This window comes from Natronomonas salinimetallica, assembly GCF_013839515.1.
Classification (GTDB): Archaea; Halobacteriota; Halobacteria; order Halobacteriales; family Haloarculaceae; genus Natronomonas.
This window is the reverse complement of sequence record NZ_JACDNQ010000006.1, coordinates 154,416-174,586: the sequence shown is the minus strand read 5'-3', so window position 1 is coordinate 174,586 and position 20,171 is coordinate 154,416. Positions and strand designations below refer to the sequence as shown.

The following is a 20,171-nucleotide window of genomic DNA, read 5'->3' as shown; positions in this document are numbered from 1 at the left end:
CGTCCTCGCCTCATCGCCCCCCGCCGTCCCGTCGCCGGTGTTCGTCCTCGCCTCATCGCCCCCCGCCGTCCCGTCGCCGGTGTTCGTCCTCGCCTCCTCGTCTTCCGCCGTCCCGTCGCCACTGTCCGCCGCTTTCTCTCCGTCTCCTGTACCTGCGCCCCCGCCGTAGTTTCCATCGATGAGATCCTGAAGCCACGGCCAGTCTACCTCGTCCAGCTGTGACGTGTACCGCTGGATCTTCGGAGCCTTCTGGGCGATCCCCTCGCCCAACACGAGACACATCCCGCCACGGGCGTTGTTCGTGTCGACCCGTTCGAGATCCCGAAACCCGGAGACCTCCTCATCGCCCGTTGCCTCGCCGTCGAGCATAACGGGCATGTGTTTTGCGATGAACTTCGCCTCCTTGTCCTTGGGGGCGTACTGCAGCCCCGTTTCGCTGTCGTACAGCGACAGCTCCTCGGCGTAGCGTTCGACCTCGTCGCTCCGGGCGCTGTACTGCTCGGCCCCCAGGAGCGTCCGGGCGTAGTCGGCGACGAGTACCGACAGCGCCTGTGCGGTCCCGCCCGCCGACCGAATCGGCCCGGCGTAGTAGATGTTGACGAACTCGCTCCCGTCGTCGTTTTCGAGGAGTTCGACGCGGTCGATCCCCTCGATCGGGGCGGCGACGACCCCTTCTGTCAACAGCGCGACGGCGGTCCGGACCGCCCCTTCGATCTTCCCGGCGCGGGTCTCGTAGTCGCCGACGGAGCCCTCGGCGAAATCCGCCGCGAGCTCCAGCGCCGCCTCCTCGCGGGAGAGTTCGGGGTCGTCCTCCATCTCGCGGACACGCGCTGCGACCCCGTCGATTCCGAGGATGTTCTCGACGCGGTCGGCCATGTCCTTCGCGATCGGGATCTCGACGTCCTCGGTCGGATCACCGCCGCGGCGTCGCGCCTCACGTGCGACAGAAAGCGCGTCGTCGAGGCCCTCTTCCAGCCGTTCGAAGTACCGTTCGTCGTCCGGTCGCATCTACAGTGGCCACAGATCCAGATCGGTAACTTCGTCGTGCTCCCGTTCGAGCCGTGTGTCGAGCTCGCGGACGTACACCTCGCCCGCAAAGACCGTTCCCGAATCGAGATGTCCGCCGACCATCGTACCGTCGGGCCTCGAAAACGTCGCGTGTGTGTGGGCGAACCGATCCCCGTCGAGATGCGAGACGTTGCCGAGCGCCGTCGTCACTTCGAGCGGTTCGTCGAACTCGACGGGGTAATACTCCTGCTCGTCCTGGCCGTAGAAGTGAACCGTCGCGTCCTGGACCGCGCCCAGTCCGAAAAAGAACGCGGCGTCGATCCCCTCCTCCTCGGCGAACGCTTCGATCTGTCCCCGCCAGTCCCCACCGTGTTCGAGCCGAGCGACGTACTCGCGGTCACCTTCGACGCGTCGATAATCCATACCGTCTCCAACGCCCCCGGACGACAAAAAGCTGTCCGCATCGCCTCCCACGACCAGCCGTCCGTATCGCCTCCCACGACCGTCACGATACGTTCGGAACGTCACAGCACGTTCGGAACGTCACAGCACGTTCGGAACGTCACAGCACGTTCGGAACGTCACGACACGTTCGGAACGTCACGGCACGTTCGGAACATCACGGCACGTCTGATACGTCGTCACACCCACTACCCACCCCCCTACCGAGGGCGGCTATCGCCACTCGTCGACGGTGACTGTCGTCTCCGTCGACATCGTGAGATAGGCCTCCTCCCGACAAAGCTCCGCGATCACGAGCTGCTCGCCCGAATCGTCTCGGTCCACCGCGGCCATGACATCACAGTCGGAAGCCGGCATCGGAGCCGCCTGGTTCTGCGACATATATGCTAATAGTTCACAGAGAGTATATAACGGTGACGATGTCACTACGTCTCATACCTGACGGTGGCGGTCGGATCGTCGCGGTCTGTCGAGTAATTAAATGCTCTCAAATGGACCGACGAGTCAACGGACGCAGAACGTCTTGTAGTACTATATTGGGACGCAGAACGTCCCGTGGTACCGCGTTGGCACGCAGAACGTCCACAGCATTCCGTCAGGAAGCGGGGACCACGGTCCACGTCCGGAGGTGGCTACGAGAACTTATGAACGGTCATCTCGAGCGTATCGAGGTCGATGACCGGAGCGAAGCCGGCGTCGGGATCGATGTTCACGCTCCGCTGGAAATCCGTCTGAGCCTGCCAGCAACCGGAGTTGACCGCCATCACGTTCCGGTATTTACCCCAGCCGAGCTTGTGAACGTGACCGGTGTGAAAAATATCGGGCACATCGTCCATGACGAGGTAGTCTTTGTCCTCGGGGGCAACCCGGGTGTGAGCGCCGAACTGCGGGGCGACGTGACGTTTTTTAAGTAGTTGGTACATCGCCCGGTGTGGCTCGTCGTAGTTGGCTTTCTCCTCGGGGAGTTCGGCGATGACCTCGTCCAGGGAGACGCCGTGGTACATCAACACCGAAACGCCTTCGATCGTGACGACCGCCGGATTCGAGACGATCCGGGCGTCGTGGGCGGTCATGATAGACCGGAGTTCCTCGTCGAACCCCGGCTGTGGCTCGGCGAGGCGGACCGCATCGTGGTTGCCGGGGATCATCACGATCTCTAGATCGCCCGGCACCTCCTTGAGATACTCCGAAAAGCGTCGATACTGGTCGAAGATATCGATGATATCCAGTTCCTCGTCTTGGTCGGGGTAGACGCCGACGCCTTCGACCATATCGCCCGCGATGAGCAGGTACTCGATCCGTTCGGCCTCCTCGGTGTGGAGCCAGGAGGTGAACCGGCTCCAGGCATCGGCCATGAACTCCTGGCTGCCGACGTGGACGTCGCTTATGAGGGCGGCCTTGACGTGTCTGTCGGCCGTCGAGGGCTCGTAGGTCCGCGGAACGTCGGGGAAATACAGGTCGTCGACGAACAGAATTTCGCCGTCGCCCGACACCGTCCCCTCGACGGCGATCACCTCGTCGTACAGCAACTCCTCGACTAACCCGGCGATCGCCTTGTCTTTCATCACCAGACACGGAAAAACGCCCGTCGTGTCCTCCAACTCGACGAGCCAGTGGCCCGAGGCCGTCGAGCGGATGTCCGACACCATCCCGACCATGCCGGCGTCGCCGCCGCCGGGACCGGCCTGGATCGCCGTCGCGTTGCGGTGATTGACTCGCCCTTTGAGTTTCCCGGCGAGGCGTTCGTAGCGGTCCCGAAACGTCGCTACGAAATCGTCGTACTCGCCGGTTCCCGTCGAGTAGCCGGTCATGTCGTTGCCGATCTCCAGGGAGCGAAGCGACCGATCGGCGTTTCGGCCGCTGTCCGGCTTTCCCGTCCGATCGTCCCCGTCCGCTATGGCTCGATCCGTACTCTTCCGGACCGCTCCCGTCCCGTCGTCCGTTCCCGTCGCTCCGTTTTCGTCGTTTGCTTTCGTCTCCCCGTCGTCCGTTCCCGTCGCTCCGTTTTCGTCGTTTGCTTTCGTCTCCCCGTCGTCCGCTCTCATCACGCCGTCATTTGCTCCCGCCACGCCGTCTCCCGACCCCTCCGTTTCCACTGGAGACGATACGGTACCACCTCCCGTGTTAGAGTCTCCGGTTCCACCCGAAACGGGGGGGTCGGATCCGGCGGAGCCACCCGCTTCGTCGGGGGAAGCCGCCCCCCCCTGGGACCGACCGACCGAGGCCGATTCGTCCGTCCCTCCGGTCGGCGTGGCGTCCTCGGCTATCGGATCTCGTCGCCCCTGCGGACGGTCACCGAGGACCGCCTGAACGTCCTCGGAGGTGAGTTTCAACGCGTCCTCAGGTGTCGCCTCGACGGCGAGCGCGAGCGCTTCGGCAGTGTCCCCAGCCCCCGCCAGAAGCGTGATCGCTTCCCTATCGGCGGCGTAGCCGTGGCTCGCGAGTTCGCGTGCGATGCGCGCCGGCTTCTCCAGTGGCACAGCCACACGTCGGTTCCGTCGGGCAAAAACGTAGCGAACCGGCCGTCGACGGCTCCGTTCGTCTCGATCATCGTCTACGATCGAATCGGCTTCAATCGTTGTCTACGATCGAATCGGCTTCAATCGTCGTCTACGATCGAATCGGCTTCAATCGTCGTCTACGATCGAATCGGCTTCAATTGTCGTCTACGATCGAATCGGCTTCAATCGTCGCCCGCGGCCCGCTGTTCGCTCGCCCGCGGGCCCTCGATATCGACCGCTGGGAGATGGTCACGGAGGTACCGCCCGGTGTGGGATTCCTCGACCCGCGCGACCGACTCCGGTGTCCCCTCGGCGACGAGCTCGCCGCCACCTTCCCCGCCCTCGGGACCGAGGTCGACGATGTGGTCGGCGTTCTTTACGAGGTCGAGTTCGTGCTCGACGACGACGACGGTGTTGCCGTCGTCGGTGAGACGATGTAGCACGTCGATCAGTTTACGCTCGTCCTCGCTGTGGAGGCCCGTCGTCGGCTCATCGAGCAGATATAGCGTCTCTCCGGTGTCGCGTTTGCCGAGTTCCTCGGCGAGTTTGACCCGCTGTGCCTCCCCGCCAGACAGCGTCGTCGAGGGCTGGCCCAGTCGCATGTAGCCCAGGCCGACGTCCGCCAACAGCTCCAGGCGGCGTCGGATCCCGCTGTGGCCCTCGAAGAACTCGTAGGCCTCGTCGACCTCCATATCGAGCACGTCCGAGATCGTCGCGCCTTTGTACGTGACCTCCAGGGTCTCGTCGTTGTAGCGATCGCCCCCACACTCCTCGCAGGGGACGTACACGTCCGAGAGGAAGTTCATGTCGATCTTGACGGTCCCCTGGCCACCGCAAGACTCACACCGCCCGCCCTTGACGTTGAACGAGAACCGGCCACGCTCGTAGCCGCGCCGTTTCGAGCGCTTCGTCTCGGCGAACAACTCGCGGATGTGATCGAAGACGTTCGTATATGTCGCGGGGTTCGACCGCGGCGTCCGGCCGATCGGCGACTGGTCGATGAGCCGGACTGTCTCGATCCCATCGATCCCCTCGATGTCGTCGTGCTCGCCCGGGAACACGTCGGTGTCGTTCATCCGCCTGACGAGGCCCTTATAGATGATTTCGTGGAGTAGCGTCGACTTCCCCGACCCGGAGACGCCGGTGATCGCGGTAAAACAGCCGAGCGGGAGCGAGACGTCGATATCTTTGAGGTTGTGCTGGCGGGCCCCCCGGACCGTCAGGTAACCTTCCGGGCCGCGGCTTACGGGTCGTTCGTCCCCACTCGTCCGTTTGGAGTCCCGCCAAGGGCCGGGTTCGCGACGCTCCTCGGGAACCGGGATCGCCCGCTCGCCCGAGAGGTACTCGCCGGTAACGGACTCCTCGGCGGCCATCACGTCCTCGACGCTCCCGTTGGCGACGACCTCGCCGCCGCGTTTGCCGGGACCGGGTCCCATGTCGATGACGTTGTCCGCACGCCACATCGTCTCCTCGTCGTGTTCGACGACGACGAGGGTGTTTCCGAGGTCCCGTAGGCCTTCGAGGGTATCCAACAGGCGGTCGTTGTCGCGCTGGTGGAGCCCGATCGAGGGCTCATCGAGAACGTAGAGGACGCCGACGAGCCCCGACCCGACCTGCGTGGCGAGTCGGATCCGCTGGCTCTCGCCGCCCGATAGCGTCGATGCCTCCCGATCGAGCGTCAGATACTCCAGGCCGACCTCCTGCATGAACCCGAGCCGTGCCCGTATCTCTTTGAGGATCTCCTCGGCGATCGTCCGCTCACGCTCGCCGAGGTCGGCTTCGAGGCCCTCGAAGTGGTCCAGCGCATCGCCGATCGAGAGCCGGTTGACCTCGGTAATCGAGGTCCCATCGACCAGCACGGCGCGCGATTCGGCCTTCAGCCGCGTGCCCTCACAGGACGGACACGTCGTCGTCGCCATGTAGTCCTCGATGTGTTCGCGCGTGCTCTCCGAGTCCGTCTCGACGTAGCGACGATCGAGGTTCGGGATGACCCCCTCGAAGCGCTTTTCTTTCCGTCGGGTGCCGTTTTTCGTCCGTCGCTCGAAGACGACTTCCCCGTCCGTTCCGTAGAGGAACTGCCGTCGGACGTCGTCCGGAAGATCCGAAAAGGGCGTCTCGACACTCACGCCGAAGTGCGCCGCGACGCTGTCGAGCCGCGTCCGGTAGTACGACCGGCTGTAGCTCCAGGGCTGGAAGACCTCTTTGATGGGCTCGTCGGGATCCGTGACGACGAGGCTCTCGTCGACCTCTTTGGTCTCGCCGATCCCGTCGCAGTCCGGACAGGCACCGTGTGGCGAATTAAACGAGAACGAACGGGTCTCGATCTCCGGGAGGTCGATCCCACAGTGGGTACAGGCCAACTCCTCGGAGAACTCGACGACGAGGCGATCGTCCGCGTCTCCGGCTAGATCGCCTGTACGCCGGCTTTCGGAACCGATATCGGCTCCCTCGGGCGGGTCCGGAACGATCACTTTTAGGACACCGTCCGCCTCCTCCAGGGCCGTCTCGACGGAGTCGGTGATCCGCGAGCGGGCGTCGTCGGCCAGCTTCACCCGGTCGACGACGACGTCGACGGTGTGGTCGTAGTTCTCGTCGAGGTCGGGACGGTCGAGCGAGAGGTCGTACTCCTCGCCGTCGACCTCGACTCTGGTGTAGCCCTCGCTCACGAATCCGTCGAAGCGGTCCTCGAAGGCCCCTTTCTGATCGCGGATCACGGGCGCACAGACCTTCGCCCGTGTCCCCTCCGGAAGTTCGAGTAGCCGTCTGACCATCCGTTGGGCGCTCTGCTCGCCGACCTCCCGCTCGCACTCGGGACAGTGTGGCGTACCGACGCGGGCGTACAACAGCCGGAGGTAGTCGTGAAGCTCTGTCACCGTTCCGACCGTCGATCGGGGATTGTTGGCGGCGTTCTTCTGATCGATGGAGATCGCCGGCGACAGCCCCTCGACGTTCTCGACTTGGGGTTTGTCCATCTGCCCGAGGAAGTTGCGGGCGTAGGCACTGAGCGACTCGATGTAGCGGCGCTGACCCTCGGCGTAGACCGTCTGGAACGCGAGCGACGATTTGCCGGACCCCGAGAGCCCCGTAACCACGGTAAACTCCTCGCGCGGGATGGACACGTCGACGTCCTTTAAGTTGTGTTCGGCGGCACCGCGGACGACGATGTCGTCAGTCATTATCGACAGAAGGGTCCGGCGGCGTGAAATCCTGTCGGTTGCGGCGACAGCGGGGGACGCCACGGGGCAGTCCGCCGGTGGGGTTACGGGGCAGTCCGCCGGTGGGGTTACGGGGTAGCGAGGATGGCCCGATACGGTACGTGAGTTGACGTCGACAACTTCGACGGAACGTTGAAAATTCGGGTAGACGGCCGCTGTAGGGCGTGTACAGGCGAACGGCTCACGGAGAAAAAAGACAAGAGTTAATCGGCTTCCACGCTCGTTTGTGAACGATCATGACTAAAGTTAGCATTATCGGTGCCGCGGGCACCGTTGGTGCCGCAGCGGGGTACAACATCGCACTACGCGACGTCGCTGACGAACTCGTCTTCGTCGACATCCCGGACCAGCGTGAGACGACTATCGGACAGGCGGCCGACACGAACCACGGTGTCGCCTACGACTCCAACACGACGGTCGTACAGGGAGAATACGAGGACACCGCCGGCTCGGACGTCGTCGTCATCACCGCCGGGATCCCCCGCCAGCCGGGACAGACCCGGATCGACCTCGCCGGCGACAACGCGCCGATCATGGAAGACATCGGCTCCTCTATCGACGAGTACAACGACGAGTACGTCTCGGTCACGACGTCGAACCCCGTCGACCTCCTGAACCGTCACCTCTACGAGTCGGGCGATCGGGACCGACACGCGGTCGTCGGTTTCGGTGGCCGCCTCGACTCCGCGCGCTTCCGGTACGTTCTCTCGGAGCGCTTCGACGTGCCGGTGAAAAACGTCGAAGCGACGATCCTCGGCGAGCACGGTGACGCACAGGTTCCCGTCTTCTCGAAGGTCCGCGTCGACGGTACCGATCCCGACTTCGAGGGCGAGCGCGAGGAGATCCTCGGCGACCTCCAGGAGTCCGCGATGGATGTCATCGAACGCAAGGGCGCGACCCAGTGGGGTCCGGCGACGGGCGTCGCACACATGGTCGAGGCCATAATCAACGACACCGGCGAGGTGCTACCGGGTTCGATCGTCCTCGACGGCGAGTACGGCTACGAGGACACCGCGTTCGGCGTCCCGGTCAAACTCGGATCGAACGGCGTCGAGGAAGTCGTCGAGTGGGACCTCGAGGCGTACGAGGCCGAACTGATGGACGAGGCGGCCGAGAAACTCCAGGAGCAGTACGACAAGATCACCTGATCGCCGCGGTATTCATATCACGGTCGCAACTGGTGCCCTATACGATCTGCTCGCCGTCGTCGTCGTAGACCTCGATGGCGTCGACGGGGCAGACCCGCGCGGCGAACTTGGCGTCGAGTTCGGCGTCATCGGGGACCTCGCGCTCGAAGATATCCGGTTCGATCTCATCGGCGCTGTCGAGGTCGGCTTTCCCCTCGTCCTCGTCTTTCTCGAATGCGTCCCACTCCGCGACGCACTGGAACATCCCGATACAGGTCTCACGGTCGAATCTGACCTTCATACCATCGGTTCGGCCGATGGGAACAAAGGCGTGACGGCGTCCCGACTCGTGGACGCACGCCATCGGACGACAACCCGACTCGTGGACGCACGTCGTCGGACGACAACCCGACTCGTGGACGCACGTCGTCGGACGACAACCCGACTCGTGGACGCACGCCGTCGGATAGCGTCCCGACCCGTGGACACCGCCGGGTGCCGATCCGACTTGTGGGCACACATCGCCGGACGACGGCTCCCGGACGACGGCTCCCGGACGACGGCTCCCGGACGACGGCCACGATCCGTTCGACGTCCGACGTTCAGCGGCGATACGACACTTTACATTCGGTGACGCACAATCGGAACCCAATGGACGTCGCCGACGTTTCCGGGGTGCCGCTGTGGGTCACAGAGCACCTCCGGGAGGAGGGCATCGAGTCGCTGTATCCGCCGCAGGCCGCCGCCGTCGAGGCGGGGGTCGCCGACGGGGACAGCATAGTCGCGTCGATCCCGACCGCAAGCGGTAAGACCCTCATCGCGCAACTCGCGATGCTGTCGGCGGTCGATCGGGGTGGGAAGGCGCTGTATATCGTTCCGCTACGGGCGCTCGCGAGCGAAAAGCGCGAGGAGTTCGCTGCCTTCGAGGCGTACGACGTCTCGGTCGGCGTCGCCACCGGCAACTACGAGGATTCCGGCGAGTGGCTCGCCGGGAAGGACGTTATCGTCGCCACCAGCGAGAAGGTCGACTCGCTCGTGCGAAACGGCGCGCCGTGGGTCGACGACCTCGACTGTGTCGTGAGCGACGAGGTACACCTCGTCGACGACCCAAACCGGGGGCCGACCCTGGAGGTGACGATCGCGAAACTCCGGCGAATCAACCCGAACCTCCAGGTCGTCGCGCTGTCGGCGACCGTCGGCAACGCCGGGGAGATGGCCGGGTGGCTCGACGCCGAGTTAGTCGATTCCTCGTGGCGGCCGATCGAACTCAAGACGGGCGTACAGTACGGACAAGCGTTGCACTTCGGCGATGGCTCCCAACGCGAACTCCGCGTCGGGTCGAACGAGAAGCCGACCGAGGCGATCGTCCGCGATACGCTCGCCGAGGACGGTTCGACGCTCGTGTTCGTCAATTCCCGGCGGAACGCCGAGGGGGCGGCAAAGCGGTTGGCGAATACGAGCCGCGACGGACTGGACGACGACGAGCGCCGGCAACTGGCAGATCTCGCCGAGGAGATCCGCGGCGTCTCCGATACCGAGACGAGCGAGGACCTCGCGGCGTGTGTACACAAGGGTGCTGCCTTCCACCACGCGGGATGTTCGAGTGACCACCGCTCGATCATCGAGGACGCCTTCCGGGATCGGCTGATAAAGGTCGTCGCCGCGACGCCGACGCTCGCCGCGGGCGTGAATACCCCCTCGAGACGCGTCGTCGTCCGGGACTGGCGTCGCTACTCCGGGGACGCCGGCGGGATGAAACCGCTCTCCGTACTGGAGGTCCACCAGATGATGGGCCGGGCCGGCCGCCCGGGGCGGGATCCATACGGGGAGGCGCTATTGCTCGCGAAGAGCCACGACGAACTCGACGAGTTGCTCGACCGCTACGTCTGGGCTGACCCCGAACCGGTCGAATCGAAACTCGCGCGGGAGCCCTCGATGCGGACCCACCTGCTCGCGACGGTCGCCTCCGGCTTCGCGGATTCGCGGGCGGCGCTCCTCGAGTTCCTCGATCAGACGCTGTACGCGAGCCAGTACCGACACGGCCCGGACGGCGGCGAGGACAACCTCGAACGGGTCGTGGACGCGACGCTCGCTTACCTGGAGACGAACGACTTCATCGATCGCGGGGAGACGGTCGAGGCGACGAACCTCGGACACACCGTCTCGCGGCTGTATCTCGATCCGATGAGCGCCGCGGAGATCATCGACGGCTTCGAGGACGCGACGACACCGACCGTACTGGGGCTGTATCACCTCGTTTCCCGTACCCCGGATATGTACGAACTGTACCTCCGCTCGGGCGACCGCGAGGAGTACACGATGTTGGCCTACGAGCGCGAATCGGAGTTTCTCGGCTCGATGCCCAGCGAGTTCGAGGAGGAGCGCTTCGAGGACTGGCTCTCGGCGATGAAGACTGCCCGGATGCTCGAAGACTGGGCGAGCGAACTCGATGAGGACGAGATCGCCGAACGCTACGGCGTCGGCCCGGGCGACATCCGTGGCAAGGTCGACACCGCCGAGTGGCTGCTCGGGGCGGCCGAGTCGCTGGCGGGCGAACTCGGCCTCGAGAGCGTGGGCGCGATACGCAACGCACGCAAGCGGGTCCAACACGGCGTCGGCGAGGAGTTGATCGATCTCGCGGGGGTCCGTGGCGTCGGCCGCAAGCGGGCCCGGCGGCTCTACGATGCCGGCGTCGAGACCCGGGCGGATCTCCGGGAGGCCGACAAGGCGGTCGTTCTGGGCGCGCTCCGCGGGCGCGCCAAGACCGCCGAGAACGTCCTCGAAGCCGCTGGCCACCGGGACCCGGATATGGACGATGTCACTCCGGACGCGACGGCCGTCCCCGATACGGGAGCGGACGGCGAAAGCACCGAAAGCACCGAAAGCGGAGGGAGCGGCGGCGAGGCGGCCCTCGACGGCCAGGACCAATCCAACCTGGGTGATTTTTGATGGGCGGTGTCCGCTGATGCGGGTCGCCGAGGGAATCGTCGATATCGGTGGCGACCGATTCGGAAGCCTCGAGGCCTTCCTCGAACGAACGGGTGAGATCGCAGCGACCCACGGGGTGACAGTGCAGGCCTTCGACGCCCGCTACGTCCTCTCCCGTCGCCATCTCGAACGCGCCGTCGAGTTCGCCGACAGGGCTCGCGCGCGCGGACAGGCGATCGCTCGCGACCGAGGTGTCGAGATCGCGCTGTATGCGGCCGGCCGACGACAGATCGACCGGGCTTTCGAGATGGGCGTTTCGGCGGGCGAGACCCCGGCCGTCGTCCTCGTCGACGGCCCTGGGGACGAACCGGCCGCCACCGAGGCCATCCAGGCTCTCCTCTCCCCGGCCGAGACGCTCGGTAACTACGATACGGACCGGGTTCGGACGTTTTACGACATCGGCGCGGCCGAACTCGGCGCGACCGATGCGGGGCTCGAGGCGCTCGTCGCGGAGCGGGTGGCGCTCCTCGTGGTCGAGCGATAGGTCACAACAAAAAGACGTCGGCGGAATCGAACTCGCGGGAGCAGTTCCGACACTGGTAGTTCATCCCACCGTCGTTCGATCGTAGTCGACCGCCACACTCCGGACAGTCCGATCCGGCTCGTCCTGACATACGCCTCCATGCGCGACGCCATCACATAGCTCTTTCGTGGGGGCCGCCCCGCCGCAACGTCCGCCTGGATCGGGCTTTCTCGCCTGCTATCGGCGTCGGCTTTCTCGCCCGTTATCGGCGTCGGCTCCGCCTTTCGTGTCGTACCGTCCGACGATCCGTCATCATGTCGTGCCGTCCGACGATCCGTTTTCGCGCCGTTTCCCGGGTTCAACGTTCGATTTTCATTTTTATTCTCCATTCTTCGTTCTTCATTTTTGATTTTCGCGTCGTCTCCTTCGGCCTTCCTTCCGTACTGACGCACGTTTGCTCCCTTCTCCCGCCACCCTTTCCGGTCGAAATATACGTTCCGGCTTGGACAGGATTTATTTCCTCTGCCGGCATCTATCACGATATGTATGATCTCGACTCGATGACGTTCACACAGCGAATCGCCCTCTGCTGTCTGGTTGATATGGCCGATTCGGACCGCACACCGGCTCACGCAGCCGAAATCAAGTCCGAAGCGAAGCAACGTCTGGAGGACGCGGAGGGACAGCCGGTCAGAAGCCTCTCGGATGCCGACGTGATCCGGGCGCTCAACGCGCTGGCCGATACGGACCTGGTCGACGAACGGCGTCCCGAGGACCGATCGCCGGTCGGAAAGGGCCGTCCACAGTACGCACTCGAGATCGAGGGTTCTCGGCTTCGGGAGACGCTGAAGGACGACGACGACCTCGGCTCCGTACTGGGCTGATACGGACCGTCATCGTCGGGACCTGACCCTTTCGCCGACTCGTCCAGTACTCGCTTTCGTCGCTGATATCGGATCCGGATCCCGCTCCCGTGGCGGCCATCGGCTTACCCGGACGTAGAGGAGAGAGCCTCGCGTTTCAGCACGGGACGAACGTCGAGTAGAACGGGACACACACGAGACCTTCGGCTGTATCCTCTGAAGCCCCCGCCCCAGAATATAGCTACGCGGAGACAGCGGACGACATCACTCGTCCGCCGGCGGTTCGTCGATGAGGACGACGGCCTCGCCCTCGATGACCGCGTCCTCGTCTTTCATCACGGTCGTCTGGATCCGGTATTGGTCGCCGCCGAGGTCCTCGACGATCTCGACCGTGGCGGTGACCTCATCCCCGATTCGGACCGGGGCACGGAACTCGAGGTCCTGTGAGAGATAGACGACGCTTCCCGGCAGGCGGGCCAGTGCGGCGCTTATCAGCCCCGAAACCAAAATACCGTGTGCGATGCGCCCGTTGAATCGGGTTCCCTCGGCGAACTCGTCGTCGAGGTGGATCGGGTTCGTGTCGCCCGAGGCGGCCGCGAACCGCCTGATGTCGTCCTGTGCGATCGTCTTCGTGAACCGAACAGAATCGCCCACCGAGAGCTCTCCCTCGATCAGCCGCTCCGTCTCCCACTCGACCAGATCCTCGCCCGGTTCGAGCAGCTGTTCTTCCGATCGATCGGCGCCAGCGGGTTCGCTGTCCCCGTTTCGGATCGAGTTGGAACCGAACGCGGAGAAGGCAGCCTTGTTGGCCGCACGATTGGCCTCGAGAAACGTATTAAGTACGTGTGAGGACGTCTCAGCCCACGCGTTGAACGGCGTCGGATACGAGTTGTTGCCCATGTTTTAAGACATACGGGCCTGCACTACTAAAATCTGGTGCTCTACCAGGAGATGAATTACATTCAATGGTTTTGAATGGTTTTCAAAGCCATCCACCGGAAGCTTTATCCCGCTGAGAACACGTATAGTACATAATGACCGATGGAAGCGAAAGCCAAAACGGCGCGATGTGGCCACCGAACGTGATAAAAGCGATACAGGAAACGTCCGAGCAGGCCACGCGAAAACAGCAGGAAGCCCTCCAGAACCTCTTTTTGGGGGCTGGAACGGGAACGGGAGCGGGAGCGGGGGCTGGGACCGGGGCACCGGACCTCGGCGACATCTCCGAGCAGCTCGGGACGATGACGCAGATGGCGACGTTCAAAACCCGGATCCAGAGCGGCGGCCGGATCTCGATTCCGGACGCTGAACGCGAGGCGCTCGATATCGGCGAGGGTGACATCGTCCAGACGGTCGTCGTGCCCGTCAAACGCAACCGAGGTGAGGACGATGAGTGAGCGTCCGAACCCGATCGAGGCCGCCTTCGAACTCCAGCGAACGAGCATCGAACAGAGTCGGCGGGCGATGGAGGACGGCATCGAGCTCCAACAGCGAATGAGCGAGGCGCTCCTCGAGGGCGTCGACGCGACCGAAGACACCCAACAACGCGGCGTCGAGCTGACGAAAGAGGGGCTTCACAGCTACCTCGACGCGGTCGAGTCGACGATCCCGGGTGCCGACGAGGCGGTCGAGGAGATCCGCTCGACCGTCGACGAACAGTTCGAGGACCTCGAAGCCAGCCACGCAGACGCTTTCGAATCTGTCAGCGAGGAGGCGGCGGACAGCGCCGACGCATACGAAGAGCTGACCGCCGACTCGCTCGAGGCGCTCAACGAACAGCTCGATGCGGTCCTCGACGCACACAGCGAGATCGAATCGCAGACGCTCGAGGCCTTCGAGGAGGCCGAGACACACTTCGAGGAACTGCAGGCCCAACTGGAGGCCGGCGATGCCGACTTTTCCGACCTCGAAGCACAGACCGAGGCGTTTTCCGAGCAGTTCGAGACCCAACTCGAACAGTTCAGGACCCGACTCGAGGAGACGCTCGATCGCTTCGAGTCGACACGACCCGACGGCACGGACGAGTGATGGAGGACCGATCGAGATGACGAACGCAATGCACCGGACTTTTGTGGTCGAACCGCGGACATACACACAATGAGTGATACTAACAAACAGATGCAAGCCGAGTGGAACGAACTAGTCGAAAACATGAACAACGCAGTCGCCCAGTCGATGGAGCAGAACATGGAGGCCAGCGCGGCGTTCATGGAGTCGTGGGCCGACGCCATGGAGGATTCGATGCCGGCCGAACAGGACGTACAGAACGGCGTCGAGGGGTACAACGACGCCTACGAGGTATGGATGGACGCCGCCGAGGAGATGTTCGGACGGACCACCGCGGCCGCCGAGGGCGAGGACGTCGAGATCGCCGAGTTCCGCGACATCTGGCTCCAGAGCGCCAACGAGGCGTTCAAAGAGGTCATGGGTACGTCGGCCTTCGCGGCCGCAAACGGCCAACTCGTCAACGCGATGATGGACATGCGCGAGGAGGTCGACGCGATGGGCGAGGACACCCTCGAACAGTTCGGTATGCCGACCCAGTCGGACATAGACGAAGTCGGCGAACGGCTCATCGAACTGGAGCGACGCCAACACAACGTCGAAAAGAAACTCGATCGAATCCTCGAGGAACTCGAATGAGCGCCAACAATCCGTTCTCGATCGCGCTAAACGTCCAGCGCGAACTGCTCGATACGACCGTCGAATCGGTCGAGAGCGCGTCGATAGCCGACGAACAGGCCGAACGGATCGAGAGCGTCGAGGTCGGACAGACCCCGAGCGAGGTCGTTTACGAGGAGAACAAACTCGAACTTCTCCACTACGAACCGGAGGTCGAAGACCCCCACGGGACGCCGATCCTCGTCGTCTACGCGTTGATCAACAAGCCGTTCATTCTCGACCTCCAGCCGGATCGGAGCGTCGTCCGCCGCCTGCTCGAGGCGGGCCACGACGTCTATCTCATCGACTGGAACGAACCCTCGCGGCTGGATCAACACCTCACACTGGACGACTACGTCAACCGATACATCGACAACTGCGTCGATGTCGTCCGCGAACGCTCCGGAGCCGAGAAGACCAACATCCTCGGGTACTGCATGGGCGGGACGATGACGTCGATTTATACCGCCCTCCACCAGGAGAAAGTCAACGCGCTCGGCCTCATGGCTGCGGGGCTGTGTTTCGAGGGAACCGGCGGCGTACTCGAGTTGTGGGGCGACGAGGAGTACTACGATCCACAGGACGTCGTCGACGTGTTCGGCAACGTCCCGGCGGACATGCTCGATGTCGGCTTCGCGCTCATGGATCCGGTCGCAAACTACGTCTCGAAGTACATCCGTCTCTTCGAGAACCTCGACAACGACGAGTTCGTCGAGAACTTCGCCCGGATGGAACGGTGGCTCGACGAGGGAATCGACCTCGCCGGCGAGACGTACATCCAGTTCCTGGAGGACATCTACCAGGACAACAAACTCTACAACAACGAAATGTACGTCGGCGGCGAACACGTCGACGTCACGTCGATCGATGTCCCGATCTTGCAGATCATCGGCGAGTACGACCACCTCATCCCGCCGGAGACGAGCAAGCCGTTCAACGACGTCGTTGGCAGCGACGACGTCGAGACCATCGAGTATCCGACCGGTCACATCGGGCTTGCGGTCTCGGGTTCGAGCCACAGCGACGTCTGGCCCGAGGTGGCCGAGTGGTACTTCGAGAAATCATCCGACGAGCCGACCGACGAGGATTCCGCGGAGCCCTCCGAGGCGGCCGTCGAGATCGAGATCGACGAGCGTGGATCCGATACCGACGCGGACGATGTCGAAGCGGACGCCGAAGCGGACGCCGACGCCGAAGCGGACGTCGATGCTGATGCCGACGCTGACGCTGAGGCGGATGTCGACGCCGAGGCCGACGCGGACGCCGAGACAGACGTCGAGGCGGTGATCGACGGTGTCGGCCCGACGTACGCCGAACGGCTTCGGGATGCGGACCTCGGAAGCGTCGATGCCTTGCTCGACGCCGACGCGGAGACGATCGCCGAGGTCGCAGACGTCGGTCTCACGCAGGCTGAAGACTGGCTCGACCAGATACGCTCGCGGACGGCGTAGCGTCCCGAACGGCCCTTTCACTCGCCCCGTCCACCGACGTACCCGTCCGTTGTTGTCCGGGTTCCGAACCCACCGCAGTATCGGTCGGCATCACCGTCGCGCCCGAAAACAGAAGCCGGACGTGTCCGAGATACGGAACCCGGAGCTCTGCGGTGCCGACAATCCATGCCGGGCGGACCGGCGCTGACAGCCGGGAGGCCTGATCGTAGTTCGCGTTCGTCAGTTCGTTGTCGCCTTTCGTGATGAAGCCGGCGTGTGGTGCCGGACAGTGCTCCAACGTCTCGCAGTTGTCCGCCCCGCCGACCGCGTCGGGGTCGGCCCGATCGTACCAGTTTTCGCCCCCTTCGACCCACAGCATCGCCCGGTGGATGATCGGGGTCTGTCCGGCGTTACCGTTGGGTCGAAAAACGATGACGTCACCGTGGCGGCCAAACGTGGTTCGGCCGCGCTCCTCGGCGACGCTGGCCGGGACGACGCCCGTCGATCCCCCCGTGGACTCGACTGCCCCGTCGGGGACGAACCGCCCGTTGTCCACGATGAATACCAGATCCCCACGCTCCATGTTGGGCTCCATACTCCCGGACTCGACGGCCACCATCGGCGGCCAAACGCCGCTGATGGCGAACAGGAGTATCCCGATGGCGACGACGATCAGGACACTCGTCAGGACGTCGCGGAGATAGACCAACGACCCCGCCTCGCCGGTCCAGAACCACCGGAGCCAGCCGACCACCCCCTCCGGCGATTCGTCGCCGTCCCCGGTGTGTTCGGTGGATCTCCCCCCGGATGACGTACCGTGAGGGGTCTGAGACGACGCCTCCGAGGGACCTTCGGACGATGCGTCTGACAGGGTCTCGGGCGACGTATCGGACGAGCCGTTGTGACGACGGTCGTCCGTCCTGTCGGTCATTGCCCCTCCGTAGCGGGGCGACAAACGTGAACGTTCTGGGTTCCCGCCGAACATCCGGGGTACGGGGGTATCGAACGCTGAGTCCGACCGCGGTTTGACGTACACCCGGCCGCTATCCGGGGACGATCACCAATGCCGTCGTGTCGAAACTGCGGCCGGGACCTCGATGGGTCCTGTAACTTCTGTCCGACGTGTGCCACCCCGCAGACCGACGAGGCCGCCAGACGGCTCGAAGACTACATCGAGGGGAGAGCGCGAGCGGCCGGCAGCGGGGCCGTTGAAGGAGGCCCACTCCGGTCCCGAGCGCAGTACGCCCTCGGCTATCTCGGCATCGTTGCCGGATTGGCGACGCTGACCGCCGGCGCGGGGCCGTTTTTTTTCCTCGCGGGGGTCTTCGTCCTCCCGCCGGTACAGGGTCTGATAGAGTCCCGCCTCGGGCGATCGATCGGGGCCCGTCCGACGGCGGCGGCCACCGCGGTGCTCTTTGCGGCCGGTGCCGCGGCGTTTGTCGTGGTGTGACGCGGGATGGGGTTCGGTATCGACGTCGTGGTGTGGGCCGACGTTCGGGTCCCGTATCCGCTCCGCCCAGCCCAGCCCCACACCGCCCAGCCCAGCCCCACACCGCCCAGCCCAGCCCCACACCGCCCAGCCCAGCCCCACACCGCCCAGCCCAGCCCCGCTCCGCCCAGCCCTCGACGACCCCATTCCAGTCACAACTGGGACGATCGTTTTTTGTTCCGCCGGCGGGGGATACCTCTATGGCGATCACGAACACCGACGCGCTGGCGATGGCGCTCGGTGCCGTCGCCGTCGTCGTTTCGGGGTTCGTCCTCGCATACTCGGCGTGGGGCGGGATCGCGTTCCTCGTCGCCGGAGCGCTCGCGCTGTCGATCGCCCCGCTTCGGGCACGGCTGCCGGCCGCCGGTCCGGCGGTCCTGCTCGCCTTTTTCGTCCTCTGTTCGGTCGGCACCGCGGGCTTTCTCGTCGGCTTCGGGGTCTTCGATTCGCCCGAAATCGACCACGACGCGGAGGCGACGCTGCACGACGCCGGGACCGACAGCGCGACCGTCGTCCTCACGGGAACGGTCCGAAACGTCGGTGACGGGCCGGCGGAGGCCGTCTCGGTGTCCGTAACGCTCTATGACGCCGACGGCGACACGCTGGCCGACGAGACGGTTCGCCTCCGGGCCGTCCGTCCCGGCACGCGACAGCAGTTCTTCGTCCGGTTCGGCCCCGACGAGGCGCTATCGGCGTTTGCGGCGTCCGAGGTCGACGTGAGCGTCGATCCGTAGGGGCCGACCCGGCTCCGCGTCCGGTGTGTCGTCCCCGGTGGCCTCCACACTTATTCCGGTGGCCTCCACACTTATTCCGGTGGCCGATGAGAGGCCGGTATGGAACTCGTAGACGTCGGCCTGCTGTTGGCTGGGTTCGTGCTCGTCTTCTTTGGCGCGGCGCTGTCGGTGTATGCGGCCGCGCTGTTGGGCTTTCTGATCGGTGCCGGCGGCGGGTATGTCCTCGCGCCGCAGCTTTTCGGCGCTCTCGGCACCGGCGGCGTGGTCGGCCTCGCCGTCGCCGTCGTCGTCGGGGGCGCGTTGGGGGCTGCCCTCGCTTACGTTGCTCTCTCGGTCGCGACGGCGATCCCGTCGTTCGTGGTCGGAGCCTACATCGGCCTCTACGTCATCACGCCGATCTTCACCGAGGGCGGCCTCGTCCGGTATCTCGTGATGATCGTCGCCGGCGTCGTCGGCGCGTTCGTCGGCTTCACGCTCACGAAGTTCGCGCTGATGTTCGTCACCGCCTTCGTCGGGGCGGCGTTCGCCTCCGGATCGATCGCCGCCGCGGATCTCACTGCCGTCCGCGACGGCTTCTCGCCGGATCCGATCCTCTTCGATCCCCTTGCGACGACGCCGGTCGCCGGAGTCGAACTCCCGGCCTTCGGCGCGCTGTTCGTCCTCGGCCTCCTCACCCAGATCGGGCTGTTCCGTCTGGGGTGGGTCACGCGGCTCGCGGCCGTCGTCCCCGGAATCGGTCGGGTACTCGGGAACGGCGAGTAACGGCGTTCGGCTCCACAGGGATCTCCGGTTCGTACGTTTTGGTTCGGTCCCGATCCGTCGGACGAGACGCTTTTTCATCCGTCTCGCAAGCCCCCGCCTGCTCGGTTCGGGGGGCTCGCTGTGATCCTCGTCGCTCCCGTCGGTCACTCCTGCGGTTCTTGCGTCGCCCGCCGTCCCCGAGCAGGCGGCCCCTTGCAGTCCCACCCGAACACACAGCACCACGCGGCACCGTACCGTACAGCACCGTACCGTACAGCACCGTACCGTACAGCACCGTACCGTACAGCACCGTACCGTACAGCACCGCCCCGAGACCGCCTCCGCAGGCCACACGCCTCCCCAACCGATTGCGCTGCTCGCTTGCTCCCTGCGGTCGCGGCGCTGTGCTGCTCATCCCTCGCACGCAGGTTCGTGGCCGGCCCGCGCTTTCTCACGGCTCGCGGTGCTCGCCGTTCGCGCGCGTCGGGC

At 64.7% G+C, this 20,171-nt stretch carries 19 protein-coding genes and 1 pseudogene; 11 read left to right on the top strand and 9 right to left on the bottom strand.

Translation table 11 applies throughout. From position 1 onward, the window contains the following. The 5 genes and pseudogenes from HZR14_RS14180 to uvrA form a co-directional block, all read right to left on the bottom strand. Window positions 1-1,008 (bottom strand): annotated as a pseudogene (locus HZR14_RS14180) (DNA polymerase II large subunit); the annotation flags it as partial. Continuing rightward, window positions 1,009-1,431 (bottom strand): PPC domain-containing DNA-binding protein, encoded by a 423-nt coding sequence (locus tag HZR14_RS06985; RefSeq protein WP_181692150.1) that lies wholly within the window; start codon window positions 1,429-1,431, stop codon window positions 1,009-1,011. A 252-nt stretch (window positions 1,432-1,683) separates the two neighbouring features. After that, window positions 1,684-1,851 (bottom strand): DUF7556 family protein, encoded by a 168-nt coding sequence (locus tag HZR14_RS06980; RefSeq protein ID WP_181692149.1) that lies wholly within the window; start codon window positions 1,849-1,851, stop codon window positions 1,684-1,686. A gap of 251 nt (window positions 1,852-2,102) precedes the next feature. Further along, window positions 2,103-3,950 (bottom strand): DNA-directed DNA polymerase II small subunit, encoded by a 1,848-nt coding sequence (locus HZR14_RS06975; RefSeq protein ID WP_181692148.1) that lies wholly within the window; start codon window positions 3,948-3,950, stop codon window positions 2,103-2,105. 203 nt (window positions 3,951-4,153) lie between these two features. Further along, entirely contained in the window at window positions 4,154-7,147 is a 2,994-nt protein-coding gene (gene uvrA, locus HZR14_RS06970; RefSeq protein WP_181692147.1) for an excinuclease ABC subunit UvrA, read from the bottom strand. A 275-nt stretch (window positions 7,148-7,422) separates the two neighbouring features. Here uvrA and mdh point away from each other — a divergent pair, with 275 nt between their 5' ends. After that, window positions 7,423-8,334 (top strand): malate dehydrogenase, encoded by a 912-nt coding sequence (gene mdh, locus HZR14_RS06965; RefSeq protein WP_181692146.1) that lies wholly within the window; start codon window positions 7,423-7,425, stop codon window positions 8,332-8,334. A 37-nt stretch (window positions 8,335-8,371) separates the two neighbouring features. Here mdh and HZR14_RS06960 read toward each other — a convergent pair whose 3' ends face one another. After that, entirely contained in the window at window positions 8,372-8,614 is a 243-nt protein-coding gene (locus HZR14_RS06960; protein ID WP_181692145.1) for a ferredoxin, read from the bottom strand. Window positions 8,615-8,964: 350 nt separating this feature from the next. Between HZR14_RS06960 and HZR14_RS06955 the strand changes: the two genes are divergently transcribed. Together HZR14_RS06955 and cgi121 are read left to right on the top strand one after the other, a co-directional pair. After that, window positions 8,965-11,262: an ATP-dependent DNA helicase gene (locus tag HZR14_RS06955; protein ID WP_181692144.1), complete on the top strand. Its 2,298-nt coding sequence runs from the start codon at window positions 8,965-8,967 to the stop codon at window positions 11,260-11,262. Window positions 11,263-11,278: 16 nt separating this feature from the next. Further along, on the top strand, window positions 11,279-11,785 hold the full coding sequence (cgi121, locus tag HZR14_RS06950) for a KEOPS complex subunit Cgi121 (RefSeq protein ID WP_181692143.1): 507 nt from the start codon (window positions 11,279-11,281) through the stop codon (window positions 11,783-11,785). Window position 11,786: 1 nt separating this feature from the next. On the opposite strand, the gene HZR14_RS14370 is transcribed toward cgi121, so the two are convergent. After that, window positions 11,787-11,915 (bottom strand): hypothetical protein, encoded by a 129-nt coding sequence (locus HZR14_RS14370; protein ID WP_255479189.1) that lies wholly within the window; start codon window positions 11,913-11,915, stop codon window positions 11,787-11,789. 391 nt (window positions 11,916-12,306) lie between these two features. Here HZR14_RS14370 and HZR14_RS06945 point away from each other — a divergent pair, with 391 nt between their 5' ends. Then, the gene (locus tag HZR14_RS06945) at window positions 12,307-12,648 is read left to right on the top strand and encodes a hypothetical protein (protein ID WP_181692142.1); all 342 of its coding nucleotides are present in this window, start codon (window positions 12,307-12,309) and stop codon (window positions 12,646-12,648) included. A 243-nt stretch (window positions 12,649-12,891) separates the two neighbouring features. Here the strand turns inward: HZR14_RS06945 and HZR14_RS06940 are convergent, their stop codons facing one another. Further along, on the bottom strand, window positions 12,892-13,527 hold the full coding sequence (locus HZR14_RS06940; RefSeq protein WP_181692141.1) for a MaoC family dehydratase: 636 nt from the start codon (window positions 13,525-13,527) through the stop codon (window positions 12,892-12,894). Window positions 13,528-13,661: 134 nt separating this feature from the next. On the opposite strand from HZR14_RS06940, the gene HZR14_RS06935 reads away from it, so the two are divergent. The 4 genes from HZR14_RS06935 (at window position 13,662) to phaC (ending at window position 16,739) form a co-directional block, all read left to right on the top strand. Next, the gene (locus tag HZR14_RS06935) at window positions 13,662-14,024 is read left to right on the top strand and encodes an AbrB/MazE/SpoVT family DNA-binding domain-containing protein (protein WP_181692140.1); all 363 of its coding nucleotides are present in this window, start codon (window positions 13,662-13,664) and stop codon (window positions 14,022-14,024) included. Beyond that, the gene (locus HZR14_RS06930; RefSeq protein ID WP_181692139.1) at window positions 14,017-14,655 is read left to right on the top strand and encodes a hypothetical protein; all 639 of its coding nucleotides are present in this window, start codon (window positions 14,017-14,019) and stop codon (window positions 14,653-14,655) included. Before HZR14_RS06935 ends, HZR14_RS06930 begins: the two co-directional genes overlap by 8 nt. Window positions 14,656-14,724: 69 nt before the next feature. Continuing rightward, window positions 14,725-15,270, top strand: coding sequence for a poly(R)-hydroxyalkanoic acid synthase subunit PhaE (locus tag HZR14_RS06925; protein WP_181692138.1), 546 nt, complete (start codon window positions 14,725-14,727; stop codon window positions 15,268-15,270). Then, entirely contained in the window at window positions 15,267-16,739 is a 1,473-nt protein-coding gene (phaC, locus tag HZR14_RS06920) for a class III poly(R)-hydroxyalkanoic acid synthase subunit PhaC (RefSeq protein WP_181692137.1), read from the top strand. The genes HZR14_RS06925 and phaC overlap by 4 nt, the downstream gene beginning before the upstream one ends. Here the strand turns inward: phaC and HZR14_RS06915 are convergent. After that, entirely contained in the window at window positions 16,690-17,649 is a 960-nt protein-coding gene (locus HZR14_RS06915; RefSeq protein WP_181692136.1) for a S24/S26 family peptidase, read from the bottom strand. The two genes, phaC and HZR14_RS06915, sit on opposite strands and share 50 nt — an antisense overlap. Window positions 17,650-17,781: 132 nt before the next feature. On the opposite strand from HZR14_RS06915, the gene HZR14_RS06910 reads away from it, so the two are divergent. The 3 genes from HZR14_RS06910 (at window position 17,782) to HZR14_RS06900 (ending at window position 19,703) form a co-directional block, all read left to right on the top strand. After that, window positions 17,782-18,168 carry a hypothetical protein gene (locus tag HZR14_RS06910; protein ID WP_181692135.1) on the top strand — a complete coding sequence of 129 codons (387 nt, stop codon included), beginning with the start codon at window positions 17,782-17,784 and terminating at the stop codon, window positions 18,166-18,168. Window positions 18,169-18,407: 239 nt separating this feature from the next. Continuing rightward, a complete protein-coding gene (locus HZR14_RS06905) occupies window positions 18,408-18,941 on the top strand; it encodes an FxLYD domain-containing protein (RefSeq protein WP_181692134.1) in 534 nt (177 codons plus the stop codon). Between the two features lie 99 nt (window positions 18,942-19,040). Next, window positions 19,041-19,703: a phosphate ABC transporter permease gene (locus HZR14_RS06900; protein WP_181692133.1), complete on the top strand. Its 663-nt coding sequence runs from the start codon at window positions 19,041-19,043 to the stop codon at window positions 19,701-19,703. Window positions 19,704-20,171: the final 468 nt, after the last annotated feature.

Excerpts from the sequence above, each read along its gene's own strand:
- HZR14_RS06915 (WP_181692136.1), bottom strand. The coding sequence starts at position 17,649 with ATGACCGACAGGACGGACGACCGTCGTCACAACGGCTCGTCCGATACG.
- HZR14_RS06945 (WP_181692142.1), top strand. The coding sequence starts at position 12,307 with ATGTATGATCTCGACTCGATGACGTTCACACAGCGAATCGCCCTCTGC.
- HZR14_RS06955 (WP_181692144.1), top strand. The coding sequence starts at position 8,965 with ATGGACGTCGCCGACGTTTCCGGGGTGCCGCTGTGGGTCACAGAGCAC.
- HZR14_RS06900 (WP_181692133.1), top strand. The coding sequence starts at position 19,041 with ATGGAACTCGTAGACGTCGGCCTGCTGTTGGCTGGGTTCGTGCTCGTC.
- uvrA (WP_181692147.1), bottom strand. The coding sequence starts at position 7,147 with ATGACTGACGACATCGTCGTCCGCGGTGCCGCCGAACACAACTTAAAG.
- HZR14_RS06925 (WP_181692138.1), top strand. The coding sequence starts at position 14,725 with ATGAGTGATACTAACAAACAGATGCAAGCCGAGTGGAACGAACTAGTC.
- HZR14_RS06935 (WP_181692140.1), top strand. The coding sequence starts at position 13,662 with ATGACCGATGGAAGCGAAAGCCAAAACGGCGCGATGTGGCCACCGAAC.
- HZR14_RS06960 (WP_181692145.1), bottom strand. The coding sequence starts at position 8,614 with ATGAAGGTCAGATTCGACCGTGAGACCTGTATCGGGATGTTCCAGTGC.
- HZR14_RS06930 (WP_181692139.1), top strand. The coding sequence starts at position 14,017 with ATGAGTGAGCGTCCGAACCCGATCGAGGCCGCCTTCGAACTCCAGCGA.
- HZR14_RS06905 (WP_181692134.1), top strand. The coding sequence starts at position 18,408 with ATGGCGATCACGAACACCGACGCGCTGGCGATGGCGCTCGGTGCCGTC.
- phaC (WP_181692137.1), top strand. The coding sequence starts at position 15,267 with ATGAGCGCCAACAATCCGTTCTCGATCGCGCTAAACGTCCAGCGCGAA.
- HZR14_RS06910 (WP_181692135.1), top strand. The coding sequence starts at position 17,782 with ATGCCGTCGTGTCGAAACTGCGGCCGGGACCTCGATGGGTCCTGTAAC.
- HZR14_RS06940 (WP_181692141.1), bottom strand. The coding sequence starts at position 13,527 with ATGGGCAACAACTCGTATCCGACGCCGTTCAACGCGTGGGCTGAGACG.
- HZR14_RS14370 (WP_255479189.1), bottom strand. The coding sequence starts at position 11,915 with ATGTCAGGACGAGCCGGATCGGACTGTCCGGAGTGTGGCGGTCGACTA.
- mdh (WP_181692146.1), top strand. The coding sequence starts at position 7,423 with ATGACTAAAGTTAGCATTATCGGTGCCGCGGGCACCGTTGGTGCCGCA.
- cgi121 (WP_181692143.1), top strand. The coding sequence starts at position 11,279 with ATGCGGGTCGCCGAGGGAATCGTCGATATCGGTGGCGACCGATTCGGA.
- HZR14_RS06985 (WP_181692150.1), bottom strand. The coding sequence starts at position 1,431 with ATGGATTATCGACGCGTCGAAGGTGACCGCGAGTACGTCGCTCGGCTC.
- HZR14_RS06980 (WP_181692149.1), bottom strand. The coding sequence starts at position 1,851 with ATGTCGCAGAACCAGGCGGCTCCGATGCCGGCTTCCGACTGTGATGTC.